Source organism: Microbacterium sp. GCM10027623 (assembly GCF_042666935.1).
GTDB lineage: Bacteria > Actinomycetota > Actinomycetes > Actinomycetales > Microbacteriaceae > Microbacterium.
Window position 1 is genome coordinate 897,861 of record NZ_JBHTHE010000001.1, and the last position, 12,219, is coordinate 910,079.

Below are 12,219 nucleotides of genomic sequence, written 5' to 3' on the forward strand. Positions count from 1 at the left end.
CTGCCCGGCGGTGCGGGGCGCCACACCATCCACGATCGTCACGGACCCCTCATGCCCTCTGCCGCAGCGCCGTTCATCGTGCCGGATCGCATCGACGCCGGTGACCTCTCGGTCGCCTACTTCGACCTCGGCGATCCCCATGCCGACCCCGTCGTGCTCCTGCACGGCTACCCCTACGACGTGCACAGCTACGACCGGGTCGCCCCGCTGCTCATCGACGCGGGGCACCGCGTGCTCGTCCCCTTCCTGCGCGGGCACGGTGCCACCCGATTCCGCGACGCAAGCACCGCGCGCTCCGGCCAGCAGGCGGCCCTGGGGTCGGATCTGCTCGCCTTCATCGACGCGCTCGCACTGGACCAGCCCGTGCTCGCCGGATACGACTGGGGCGGCCGTGCCGCCTGCGTGGTCGCCGCGCTCTGGCCCGAGCGCCTCTCCGGGCTCGTCTCGGTGAACGGCTATCTCATCCAGGATGTCGCCGCCGCGGGCGAACCGATCCGGCCCGACCTGGAAGCGGGGTTCTGGTACTTCTGGTACTTCGCGACCGACCGGGGGCGCCGGGGCCTCGAGGCGAACCGTCGAGACATCGCCGAAGTGATCTGGCGGCGGAACTCGCCGGAGTGGCGGTTCGAGGACGAGGTACTGGACCGCACGGCCGCGGCGTTCGACAATCCCGACTACGTGGACGTCGTCATCCACTCCTACCGACACCGCCTGGGGCTGGCCTCCGGAGCGACGATCTACGACGAGCTCGAGCGACGACTGGCGACGCGACCGCCCATCGGCGTGCCGACGATCACGCTCGACGGCACCGCCGACGGCAACTTCCCGGCGACGGACGGATCGGCGCAGGCGCACCTCTTCACCGGGCCGCGCGAGCACCGCCAGGTGCCGCACGCCGGGCATCACCTGCCGGCAGAGGCGCCGCACGCGTTCGCCCAGGCCGTCATCGACGTCGCGGAGGCCCGGGGAGACGCCGGCGCGGTGGCGTCACAGCGGGGGCCTCGCCGCGGTCCTCTGAGGCCACGCCGCGTTGCCCGTCCGTCCGAAAGGCGACCCTGATGACCTCCGATGCCCCGCACCGCACCGATCTCCCCCTCGATCGCGCCGAGCCCGATGCGGCGGATGCCGCAGCCATGGCCGCGGTGAACAGTGCCGCCGGCACGGAGCTCTTCGTGCTGCAGTCCGTCGCGAGCTCGACCATCGCCGAGGCGGGAACGCGCAGCACGATCTACCTGTCGGCGCTGTCGAGCGGGCTGGTCGCGATCGGCTTCGCCGGGTCATCGCCGGCACTGCTGTCCGCACTGGCGCTGACGGTCCTTCCGACGATCTTCATCCTGGGATGGTTCACCGTCGTACGGCTGGTGGACACCAGCATCGAGAACATCACGGTGCGCCACCGCATGCTGGCCATCCGCGAGCACTTCCGCGGCCTGCATCCGCTGGGTCCTGTCCTGATCTCGACCGACGACGCGCGCACGGGCGAGCTGGGGGTGCGGTACTCGCGGTCGTCGTTCCTGTTCACGATGGCGACGATGGTCGGCGTCGTGAACTGCGTCCTCGGCGGAGTGCTCGTGGCACTCGCGCTGATCCTGGGATGCCATCTCGCCGCGCTCCCCGCGCGGATCGCCGGCACTACCGTCGCGCTGGTCCTCCTGGCATCGACACTCACCTATGAGCGGCGCCGGATCCGTGCGGCGTCGGCGGTCAGGCGTCCGCCTGCACCGGGGCAGGCGGCTCGCCACCCGTGGTGAACAGATCGCGCGGCATCTGCAGGGCCGGCAGCGAGACGGTGTCGCGCCCGAACAGCAGCCCTGGCAGCCAGCTCAGCAGCACCCGCACCTTGCGATCCCAGGTCGGTACGGCCAGCACGTGGTAGCCCCGGTGCATGATCCAGGCGGGGAAGCCCTTCACGACCAGGCCGTGCCACTGGAAGATGCCGTGCCCGAGACCCAGGGTCGCCACGACGCCCAGGCTGTGGTGCTCGTAGTCGACCGGCCGACGTCCGCGCAGGACGCGCACGAGGTTCTTCGCCAGGCGATGCCCCTGGCGCACCGCGTGCTGCGCGTTGGGCACCGTCCGCGCGCCGTGGCCGCGGGCGAGGTCGGGCACCGACGCGTTGTCGCCGGCGCCCCAGGCGTCCTCGATGACGGACCCGGTGGCGGCATCCTCGACCCGCAGGTCGGCGCGCACGGTGATCAGGCCGCGCTCATCGATCGGCAGGTCCGTGTGTCGCGCCGTCATCGGGTTGGCGGCGTTGCCTGCGGTCCAGATCAGCAGGGAGGTGTCGTACTCCTCGCCGGTCGAGAGGACGATGTGGCGGTCCAGCGCGGATCGCAGCTGCGCCCCCAGGTGCACATGGCCGCCGCGTCGCTCCAGCTCGCGGACGACCCAGGCTCCCGGACCGTCGCTCACCTCGGGGAGGATGCGCTGCGCCGCCTCCACGAGATGGAAGTCGAGGTCCGCCGGGGTCAGCATCCGGTATCGACGGAGCAGGGAGGACGCGAGCGAGAGCAGCTCGCCGAACACCTCCACTCCGGAGAAGCCGCCGCCGACCACCGTGACCGACAGCGTGCGTCGCCGCTCCTCGCCCGGGGGCATCGCAGAGGCGCGCTCGAAAGCGCCCAGCAGCGATTCGCGCACCGCGACGGCCTCCTCGGCGGATTTGAGGCCGATCGCCTCGTCGAGGACGCCGGGGATCGGGAAGGTGCGGGTGACGGCGCCGGCGGTCACCACGACGAGGTCGTAGCGGAACTCGCGGTCGGATCCGACGATCGGCCGGATCACCGCGACCTTCTCCGCATGACGGACCTGGACCACGCGGCCGGTGATCACGTTCGTGCGGGTCAGTCTGCGGCGCAGGGAGACAGCGACGTGCCGCGCTTCGACCGAGCCGGCCGCCGCCTCGGGGAGGAACGGCTGGTAGGTCATGAACGGTCGTGGTTCGACGAGGGTCACCCGCGCTTCGCCCGGACGCAGGCGCTTCTCCAGATCCCAGGCGGTGTAGAAGCCGGCGTAGCCGCCTCCGATGATCAGGATGTCCTTCATGCCTCGTCCTTCCGTGTGTTCGTGATGGCGATCGCGACGGGTTCGCGATCCGGCTCGACGTGGTCGAGGGGCTGGAGGCGCTGTTCGAACAGGGCGCGCCACAGTGCGGTGCGCATCCGCTCCGTCCAGGAGGGCCGCCCGTCCTCATCGAGGGACGGCCGCGGTGCGGGATCCTCTTCTCGGGCCAGCCGCCACCGTTCGTGAGGGGTCGATGGTGCGTGCACCTCGACGTACTCGCCGCCGGGCAGCCGGACGATCCGCCCCGTCTCGTACCCGTGCAGCAGCAGTTCCTGATCCTTGCGCTGCAGCCCGGTCGCGATGCGGCGGGTGATGTCGAAGGCGAGGATCGGACCCAGGATCGCGGCGGCCTGGAAGAAGTGGATGGTCTGTTCCAGCCCGACGACGAAGTGCGTGGCGATGAGGTCCGAACTGGCGGCACCCCACAGCGCGCCGTAGAAGGTCATCGCCGCGACGCCGATCGCGGTGCGTCCCGGGGCGTTCCTCGGGCGGACCAGCAGGTGGTGATCGCGGTGGTCGCCGGTGACCCACTCCTCGAGGAACGGGTAGCTGACGATGAGCAGCAGGAAGAGTCCGACCACCGCGAGCGGGACGATCACCGCGAGAGTCCACGTGCGGCCGAGCCACTCCACCTCCCATCCGGGCGGGATCAGGCGCAGCGCCCCGTCGAGGAACCCGGTGTACCAGTCCGGCTGGCTCCCGGCCGAGGCATCGCCCGGCGAGGAGGGTCCGTAGAGCCAGACGGGCGCGACGGTCACCGTCGCGGACACGGCGACGATGAGGCCGCTGACGGCGAGGAGCATCCCGGTCACACGAGTCGCCATCTGCGGGAACAGCGGCAGGCCCACGACGTTCTGCTGCGTGCGCCCGGGACCGGGGAACTGCGGGGTGCGCCGGTGCCAGGCGGAGCGGATCCGCAGCGCGAGGAACAGCACGAGCGCGGCGGGGAACACCAGAACGTGCAACGGGTAGAGGTTCTCGATGATGCGGCCGGGGAATCCGCCGCCGAACAGGAGATCCGTCAGCCAGGTGCCGAGCACGGGGATGCCGAGGGCGATGCCCTCCACGATGCGCAGACCGGTGCCGGAGAGCAGGTCGTCGGGGAGCGCGTAGCCGCTCCATCCGGCGGCGAGGCTCATCAGGAAGACGAGGAAGAGGAGCACCCAGGAGCCGCGTCGGGGGCGGCGGAACCCGCCCGTGAAGAAGGTCACCACCATCTGCACGATCACGGTGGCGGGCAGCAGGAGTGCGGCCCAGTGATGCGCCTGCCGCATCAGCAGGCCGCCGGGGACATCGAAGGAGATCGCCAGCGTCGAGGCGTAGGCCCGCGACATCTCGATGTCGGCCAGCGGCGGATACACGCCGTCGTAGCGCACCTGCTCGCTCGAGGGCGTGTAGACGAACATCAGGAAGACGCCCGTGATGAACACGATCACGAGACAGGCCATCGCGGCGACCCCGAACAGGTTCGACCAGTGCAGCGGGACCACCCGGGTTCGTGCGTCTGCGATGCGGGCTGCCACGCCCGCCCCGAGGCGGCTCTCGCGCATCGCGTGCGCGAGCCGGTCGACGACGGATGGGCGGTGGGGTTCCGCAGTCCTCCTCAGCATGTCTGCACTCGATTCGCTCGGCTGTCACAGATAAGACAACCGAGAGACGACGGATGTGACATCGGCGCCGGGTGGCGAAGAAGAACTCTTGACACCGGCATCCGAACGGCCTAACGTACAACCAAATGGTTGTAAATGACGAACTCAGCGAAGCGGAGACCGACCGTGTGTTCCACGCACTGGCGACGGCGACCCGGCGCGACATCCTGCGCCGCACGGTCGAGCGCGAGCAGTCGGTGTCCGAGCTGGCGCGCGACTACGACATGTCGTTCGCCGCAGTGCAGAAGCATGTGGCCGTGCTCGAAGAGGCACGACTCATCGTCAAGCGCGCCGAGGGACGCGAGCGGCTCGTCCGCGCGAATCCCGAGATGATCGCCCGTGCGCGAGCCCTGCTCGCCCGATACGAAGAGCTCTGGCGAGCACGCATCGCCCGGCTCGACGACCTGCTGGCCGGCCCTTCCACGACAGAGTCGCCCGCACCACCTGCCGACGAATCTCAGAAACCTGACCAAGGAGATTGACATGCCCGTCATCGACATCGACACCGACACCGAGAACCTGACGATGACCGTCACCGCCGAGTTCGCGGCTCCCATCGAGCGCGTCTGGAACGCGTACAGCGATCCGCGCCAGCTGGAGCGGTTCTGGGGTCCTCCCGGCTGGCCGGCGACCTTCCTCACCTGGGACCACACCGTGGGCGGTCGCGCGGATTACGCCATGACCGGTCCCCGCGGCGAGACCTCGCGCGCCTACTGGGAGTTCCTGCAGATCGAGAAGCCCTACCGGTTCAGCGTGCTCGACGGGTTCAGCGACGCGGACGGGAACCCCGACGGCGACATGCCGGCCATGCGCATGGACTTCACGTTCGAGTCGCTCGGCGATCGCACGCGCATGGTCACCTCCAGCCACTTCGACTCGCTCGAGGGGCTGCAGAAGGTGCTCGACATGGGCGTGGTCGAGGGCACCCGCATGGCGATGTCGCAGATCGACGCCGTGCTGCGCGACCTGCGGGAGTACGCCGAGGGCAAGGGCACTCAGGTCGAGATGATGGACGACACCCACGTACGCATCACCCGTCTCGTGGAGGGTCCGCGCGACCTGGTCTGGCGCGCCTACACCGAGCCAGAGCTGATCAAGCAGTGGATGCTCGGCCCGGACGGCTGGGAGATGACGGAGTGCGAGGTCGGCCTCGCCGCCGGTGATGGCTACCGCAACTCGTGGGCCCCGGTCGGGGACACGGAGGGCGAGCCTTTCGGGTTCGAGGGCGAGATGCTCGTCGTCGACGCCCCGCGTCGTGCGGTGCAGCTGGAGCGGATGCAGGGCACCGACGGCCCCGACGTCCTCAACGACGTGACCTTCTACGAGGAGGACGGCGCGACCCTTGTCACCGTGATCATGGAGTTCCCCGACCGGGACACCCGGGACATGATCCTCGCCACCGGCATGGCCGACGGCATGGAGGAGTCGTACAAGCGTCTCGAATCGACCGTGCTCGCCGTCTGAAGGTCCACAACTCCGGAGAAACCGGCCGGTCCGCCCGCGGACCGGCCGGTTTCGCGGGTCTGCCGTGCGGATCTCCGGAGTTGTGAACGCCGACATCGGCGGAGCGCATGCAGAGTCCGCCGAGGGTGCGACCGTAGGGTGGGGCGATGGACTTCACCTGGGACTCCTGGATCGGAACCGTCGCGGTGATCGCTCTCGCCGTGGTGCTCGCCGCCGCTGCAGTGCTGCTCATCCGGCTGCTGGCCTCGCTGGTCGCGCGCCGCGTGCCCTGGGTGCGAGACCTCGCGCGCCGCGTGCACCGGGCGCTCTGGGTCACCGCGATCGTGGTGGCCGTCTGGATCGCGTGCGCGGTCACCGGCCCGGGCGAGGAGGGCTGGTGGCCGGGCGTCTCCCGGCTGTTCCTCATCGTGACGATCGCGGCCGGGGCCTGGCTGCTGGCCGCGCTCGTCTCGTTCGGCTTCGAGACGATGATGGCCGACGAGGAGAAGGCGCTCGTCGGCGCGGAAGGGCGGCGCCGTCGCACGCAGATGCTCGTCATCCACCGACTGGTGCTGGTCATCATCGGCGTGATCGCCGTCGGCTCGGCCCTGTTCAGCTTCCCCGAGATGCGCGCCGTGGGCGCCAGCGTCCTCGCGTCCGCCGGCATCGTCAGCATCGTGGCCGGTCTGGCGGCGCAGTCGATCCTCGGCAACCTCATCGCCGGCATCCAGATCGCCTTCACCGACGCGATCCGGGTCGGTGATGTGGTCGTGGTCGAGGGCGAGTGGGGTCGGATCGGCGAGATCAACCTCTCGTACGTCATCGTGAACGTCTGGGACGAGCGTCGGCTGGTGCTGCCGTGCAGCTACTTCACGACGAACCCGATCGAGACCTGGACCCGGCGGTCGGACCGGATCATGGGCATCGTGCTGATGGACCTCGACTGGCGGGTGCCGATGGATGCCGTGCGCGAGCGCTTCCAGGAGATCATCGAGGCCTCGCCGGCCTGGGATCGTCGCAGCTCGAGCGTCTTCGTCACTGATTCGCAGGGCGGTTTCGTGACCGTGCGATTCGTGATGTCGGCAAAGGACTCGGGAGATCAGTGGGCCATCCGCTGCGAGGTGCGCGAGAAGATGATGACCTGGCTGCAGCAGGAGCATCCCGAGGCGCTGCCCCGCACCCGCCTCAGCGTGGAGAGCTGACCGGGGTCAGATCAGACGGCGCAGGGCCTCCTCGAGCGAGATGCCCTGGGCATCCGCACGGTCGCGCAGACGCGCGTGCTCCGCGCCCGACAGCGTCACCTCCAGGGTGAGAGGTGCGGATGCCGACGCATCGTCGAGTCCGTCCAGCAGGTCGGGCGCGTCCGCCCAGAGCAGCTCGGGCTGCCGCTGCACCGCCGTCGCCGCGGCGGCCGACCGCACGGCCGAATCGGTCGGCTCGGAGACCGATGCCGGCGCATCCGCCTGCAGCGCCATGGCGCCGGCGAGCGCCGCTCCGCCGTCCGATGCCAGGGAGAAGCCCGGCCCGCGACGGGGCTCCTGCTTCTGCTGGTAGGCCCTCGCGGCCGCGTTCGCCCGCTCATCGGCCGCTTCGTTCAGGGGATGACCGGCGTGTCCCTTCACCCACGAGAACTCCACATCCCGCCCGCGGATCGCCTCGTCGATGCCCTCGAGCAGATCGCGGTTGAGGACGGGACCGCCGTCGGACTTGCGCCAGCCCCGGCGCTTCCAGCCCGGCATCCATTTCGTCACCGCGTCGATCACATAGCGGCTGTCGCACTCGATGAGCAGCTTCTCGTCGATGCCGGCGGTCGCGCGCAGCAGCTCGAGCACCGCTCGCAGCTCGCCCTGGTTGTTCGTGCCGTGCGGTGAGCCGCCCGCGGCCCAGCGGTCGTCATCGATGTACCAGGCCCAGCCGTTCGGACCAGGGTTGCCGAGCGCGGAGCCGTCTGCGGCGGCGGTGATCGTCATCCCTCCACCGTACGGCGTCCGCCCGACACCGCCGAGCAGCCGGAACGAGCCGCAGTTGGTACCGTCTAGGGATGCCAGGGTTCGCCGTCAAGACCGTGATCGTCCTCATCGCGATCGCGATCGTCTGCGTGCTCATCGCGCGGTTCTTCCGTCGTGTGACCCCGGCGAGGGCGGTCCTGCGGCGGCAGCGGATGCCGCTGCTGGTCGTGCTGGCCGGTGCGGTGCTCCTCGCGGCGGGATTCATCCTGGGCCTCGCCGCGTTCGCCTCGCAGTACACCGCGCAGCTGCTGCCCGCCCGGATCGCCTCGGCGGTGCTCTTCCTCACCGGCCTCGCGATCCTGATCGCGTACCGCAACTGGTACCTGGAGGTCGGAGCGGACGCCGTGCGCTTCCGCACCGTCCTCGGACAGGAGAAGCGCATCGCCTATCGCGACATCGTCTCCAGCCGTACCGTCACCGTCGCCGGCCGGCCGCGCCTCGTCGTGCGCTCGAGCGGCGGGGTGAAGCTCAGCGTCGACGTCGGACGATACGGCGTGGCGCCGCTTGTGCAGGCCGCGCGCAGCGCAGCATCCTGACGCTCGCGCTGCTCATCTCGGCGCGCGATGCCCATCTCTGCTCGCGCTGCTCATCCGCGCTCGCGCTGCTGATCCCTGCTCATCGCGGGGATCGCGCTGCGGAAATCCGCCCACGCTGCGTGAACATGCGCCGCGCAGGCAGAATCGAGCAGCGCGAACGAGCGACGCGCGGTGACGCGCTACTCGGCCGGCTCGTCGGCGCCGGGTTCGCCGGTCTCGGACGTGTCCTCCGCCTCGGGCGCAGGCGCTGCGACGGGGAAGACCATCGTCGTGTACTTCGCGCCGAGACCGACGTCCATCAGGTCCGCACCCGGCACTTCGTCGAGGCGCTCGTTCGCGTGCTCCTCGAGCGGTTCACCGGGCAGCGCGGCCCAGGCTCCGGGCTCCTGCTGCTTCTGCGAGAAAAGTCCCATGGCTTCATTGTCGCGCTCGCAGCCGTGGTTCGGGTGAGAACGGCGTATCAGTGCGCGCCGCGGTCCGCGGCGCGCACGGCATCCACCAGTTCGCGCCACGCACCGTGCAGCTGCGTGTCGGGGACGACGCGTTCGTGCTGCTCCTCGCGCAGGACCGCGTGGATGCTCCAGACGTAGCGGTCGGCGCCCGCGTCCGGTTGCGCTCCGGCATCCGTCTGCTCGTCCCAGGGGCAGCGCTCGACGAGCGCGACCCACTGGGGCGCCTGCTCGGGCTCCGGCTCCACGCGCCAGCGTCGGCGCAGGCCTGCGATCCCGCCGGTGCGCACGACCGCTACGACGATGCGGCCGGGGTCCGCATCATCGGTGGCATCGGTGACGGCATCCGTCCCGTCACCGGGGGTCTCGTACTCGCGCATCCTCGATCACTCCGACGGCGGTCCAGGCATCGCGGACCGCCGACTCCACGGTAGTCCCGATCGTGCCTGCCGCGGTGATCGTCCGCTCCGCGAACTCGGCGAATCCGGCCGTCGACGACAGGCCGCCGGTGAGCGCGCGATACCAGGCGAGCCCCACGCCCTCCCACGCGTGTCCGCCGAGCGCCTTCGCCGCCAGAGCGAAGGCGCGGTTCGGGATGCCGGAGTTGATGTGCACCCCTCCGTTGTCCTCGGTGGTCTGCACGTAGTCGCGCATGTGCGCCGGCTGGGGGTCCTTGCCGAGTTCGTCGTCGTCATAGGCGGTGCCCGGCTCGATCATCGAACGCAGCGCCTCGCCCTGCACGGCATCGGTGAAGATGCCGGCACCGACCAGCCAGGTCGCCTCATCGGCCGTCTGTCCGAGCAGATGCTGCTCGGTGAGCACTCCGAGCACGTCGGCGATCGACTCGTTCAGCGCACCGGACTGCCCTTGGTAGACGAGCCCCGCCGAGCTCTGGATCACCCCATGGCCGAGCTCGTGTCCGATCACCGAGATCGAGCGGGTGAACCCGGTGAACACCTCCCCGTCGCCGTCGCCGAAGACCATGCGCGAGCCGTCCCAGAAGGCGTTGTCGTAGTCCTCGCCGTAGTGCACGGTCGCGTTGAGCGCCGCGCCTGCGCCGTCGAGCGAATCGCGGTCGAACGCCTCCAGCAGCAGCCGGAACGTCGCGCCGAGCCCGTCGAAGGCCTCGTTCACAGCGACGTCCTCCACCGGCGGGTCGTCCTCGCCTCGCACGATCAACCCCGGCAGCTTCTCGGTGTTCTGGGCATCGAAGATCGTGCGCGTGGGAGCCGCGGTGACCTCGGCGATCAGCGATCCGTCGGCGTCGATGGAGAGCTCGAGCGTGGAGTGGAACGTCGGCCGCCCCGCGATGAGGGTCTGCTTGGCCGCCTTGGCGGCATGCGCGTACCGGTCGGATCGGGCCAGCTGCGCAAGCAGATAGCCGGGAACGATGCCCTGGTGGGTGAACGTCTCTGCATCGGCTGTGGTGCTCATGACCTGACCCTACGCCGGGCGTCGGACAACGGCACAGGCGCGTGCGGGGCGGTGGCGAATCGCCCGCCGGGCCCGCCCAGCTTCGCCGCGTAGAATCGGCCCAATGATCGATGCCTCCTCGCAGCCCGGATCCGGCACCCCTTCCGGCACCCCCTCCGGCATCGACCCCGCCGAACTCGCCATCGCCCTGAAGGTGCTCGCCGAGCTCGATCAGGTCGATCAGCAGCATCCGGACTATCTCGCCGTCCGTCGCGGCACGGCCAACATGTTCAAGGCGGTCAAGCGGGCGCGGCGCAAGGAGATCCGCGACGCCATCGCCGAGGCCGACAAGGCCGTCGTCGCCCGCACCGCCACCGGCGCGCCGGACCGCATCGACGACGAGACCCGCGGGCTCGATCTGCAGACCAGCGTCGTCGACGCCCCGATCGCCGGCGAGCTGCTGAAGCCGCGCAACTGCTACATCTGCAAGCAGCCGTACACACGGGTGGACGCGTTCTACCACCAGCTCTGCCCGGACTGCGCGCGGTCCAGCCATCGCAAGCGCGACGCGCATGCCGACCTGACCGGCAAGCGCGCCCTGCTCACCGGCGGACGCGCCAAGATCGGCATGCACATCGCTCTGCGCCTGCTGCGCGACGGCGCGCACCTCACGATCACCACCCGCTTCCCGCGCGATGCGGTGCGGCGCTTCTCCTCGTTGCCGGACGCGTCCGACTGGCTGCATCGGCTGCGGGTCGTCGGCATCGACCTGCGCGATCCGGCGCAGGTGATCGGCCTGGCCGACTCCGTCGCGGCCCAGGGGCCGCTGGACATCCTCATCAACAACGCCGCGCAGACCGTGCGGCGCTCGCCCGGTGCGTATTCGCTGCTGGCGGATGCCGAACTGCAGCCGCTGCCCGACGGGCCGCTGCCCGAGATGGAGACGTTCGGGCACACCGCCGATCCGCATCCGCAGGCCCTGCAGGCATCGGTGGACGCGCATCCGCTGCTCTCGCTCGCGGCCGTAGCCGGAACCGTCGCCGAGCGGGGCGGGCAGGCGCTGACCGCCGACGACCTGTCGCGTCTCGCGATGGCTCCGGGTTCGTCGTCGCTGGAGAAGCATGCCGACGGCACGGCCATCGACGCCGGCGGGCTCGTCCCCGATGTGAACCGCGTGAACAGCTGGGTGCAGTCGGTGGATCAGGTCGATCCGCTGGAGATGCTCGAGGTGCAGCTGTGCAACACCACGGCTCCTTTCCTGCTGATCAGCCGGCTGCGGCCCGCGATGGCGGCCTCGACCGCCCGCCGCAAGTACATCGTCAACGTGTCGGCGATGGAGGGCCAGTTCTCGCGCCGGTACAAGGGGCCGGGACACCCGCACACCAACATGGCGAAGGCCGCCTTGAACATGCTCACCCGCACCAGTGCCGGGGAGATGTTCGAGACCGACGGCATCCTGATGACCGCGGTCGACACCGGCTGGATCACCGACGAGCGCCCGCACTACACGAAGGTGCGCCTGGCCGAGGAGGGCTTCCATGCCCCACTCGACCTTGTCGACGGCGCCGCGCGCGTGTACGACCCGATCGTGCAGGGCGAGGAAGGCGTGGACCTGTTCGGCGTGTTCCTGAAGGACTACAAGCCGAACCCCTGGTGA

Annotated in this window: 13 protein-coding genes; 7 read left to right on the forward strand and 6 right to left on the reverse strand. The window is 70.1% G+C overall.

The features are described from left to right. Positions 1 to 51 precede the first annotated feature (51 nt). Entirely contained in the window at positions 52 to 1,059 is a 1,008-nt protein-coding gene (locus tag ACFQY2_RS04080; protein WP_378744362.1) for an alpha/beta fold hydrolase, read from the forward strand. Beyond that, the gene (locus ACFQY2_RS04085) at positions 1,059 to 1,751 is read left to right on the forward strand and encodes a hypothetical protein (RefSeq protein ID WP_378744363.1); all 693 of its coding nucleotides are present in this window, start codon (positions 1,059 to 1,061) and stop codon (positions 1,749 to 1,751) included. Before ACFQY2_RS04080 ends, ACFQY2_RS04085 begins: the two co-directional genes overlap by 1 nt. Here the strand turns inward: ACFQY2_RS04085 and ACFQY2_RS04090 are convergent. After that, positions 1,705 to 3,045: an NAD(P)/FAD-dependent oxidoreductase gene (locus ACFQY2_RS04090; protein ID WP_378744364.1), complete on the reverse strand. Its 1,341-nt coding sequence runs from the start codon at positions 3,043 to 3,045 to the stop codon at positions 1,705 to 1,707. The genes ACFQY2_RS04085 and ACFQY2_RS04090 overlap by 47 nt on opposite strands. Continuing rightward, positions 3,042 to 4,673 (reverse strand): cytochrome bc complex cytochrome b subunit, encoded by a 1,632-nt coding sequence (locus ACFQY2_RS04095; RefSeq protein WP_378744365.1) that lies wholly within the window; start codon positions 4,671 to 4,673, stop codon positions 3,042 to 3,044. Before ACFQY2_RS04095 ends, ACFQY2_RS04090 begins: the two co-directional genes overlap by 4 nt. A 125-nt stretch (positions 4,674 to 4,798) precedes the next feature. Here ACFQY2_RS04095 and ACFQY2_RS04100 point away from each other — a divergent pair, with 125 nt between their 5' ends. From ACFQY2_RS04100 to ACFQY2_RS04110, 3 genes are all read left to right on the forward strand, one after another. Then, positions 4,799 to 5,194 (forward strand): ArsR/SmtB family transcription factor, encoded by a 396-nt coding sequence (locus ACFQY2_RS04100; RefSeq protein ID WP_378744366.1) that lies wholly within the window; start codon positions 4,799 to 4,801, stop codon positions 5,192 to 5,194. Position 5,195: 1 nt separating this feature from the next. Continuing rightward, positions 5,196 to 6,176, forward strand: coding sequence for an SRPBCC domain-containing protein (locus tag ACFQY2_RS04105; protein WP_378744367.1), 981 nt, complete (start codon positions 5,196 to 5,198; stop codon positions 6,174 to 6,176). A gap of 146 nt (positions 6,177 to 6,322) precedes the next feature. After that, on the forward strand, positions 6,323 to 7,357 hold the full coding sequence (locus ACFQY2_RS04110; protein WP_378744368.1) for a mechanosensitive ion channel family protein: 1,035 nt from the start codon (positions 6,323 to 6,325) through the stop codon (positions 7,355 to 7,357). 6 nt (positions 7,358 to 7,363) lie between these two features. Here the strand turns inward: ACFQY2_RS04110 and ACFQY2_RS04115 are convergent, their stop codons facing one another. Next, the gene (locus tag ACFQY2_RS04115; protein WP_378744370.1) at positions 7,364 to 8,125 is read right to left on the reverse strand and encodes a ribonuclease H; all 762 of its coding nucleotides are present in this window, start codon (positions 8,123 to 8,125) and stop codon (positions 7,364 to 7,366) included. Between the two features lie 71 nt (positions 8,126 to 8,196). Here ACFQY2_RS04115 and ACFQY2_RS04120 point away from each other — a divergent pair, with 71 nt between their 5' ends. Further along, a complete protein-coding gene (locus tag ACFQY2_RS04120; protein WP_378744371.1) occupies positions 8,197 to 8,700 on the forward strand; it encodes a hypothetical protein in 504 nt (167 codons plus the stop codon). Positions 8,701 to 8,879: 179 nt separating this feature from the next. Here ACFQY2_RS04120 and ACFQY2_RS04125 read toward each other — a convergent pair whose 3' ends face one another. The 3 genes from ACFQY2_RS04125 to ACFQY2_RS04135 are packed head-to-tail and all read right to left on the reverse strand — an operon-like array spanning position 8,880 to position 10,583. Beyond that, complete coding sequence (locus tag ACFQY2_RS04125) at positions 8,880 to 9,113, reverse strand: hypothetical protein (RefSeq protein WP_378744372.1); 234 nt, start codon at positions 9,111 to 9,113, stop codon at positions 8,880 to 8,882. Between the two features lie 47 nt (positions 9,114 to 9,160). Then, positions 9,161 to 9,529, reverse strand: a complete 369-nt coding sequence (locus ACFQY2_RS04130) for a protealysin inhibitor emfourin (RefSeq protein ID WP_378744373.1) — start codon at positions 9,527 to 9,529, stop codon at positions 9,161 to 9,163. Continuing rightward, positions 9,504 to 10,583: a M4 family metallopeptidase gene (locus ACFQY2_RS04135; RefSeq protein WP_378744374.1), complete on the reverse strand. Its 1,080-nt coding sequence runs from the start codon at positions 10,581 to 10,583 to the stop codon at positions 9,504 to 9,506. The genes ACFQY2_RS04130 and ACFQY2_RS04135 overlap by 26 nt, the downstream gene beginning before the upstream one ends. A 103-nt stretch (positions 10,584 to 10,686) precedes the next feature. On the opposite strand from ACFQY2_RS04135, the gene ACFQY2_RS04140 reads away from it, so the two are divergent. Next, complete coding sequence (locus tag ACFQY2_RS04140; RefSeq protein WP_378744376.1) at positions 10,687 to 12,219, forward strand: SDR family NAD(P)-dependent oxidoreductase; 1,533 nt, start codon at positions 10,687 to 10,689, stop codon at positions 12,217 to 12,219.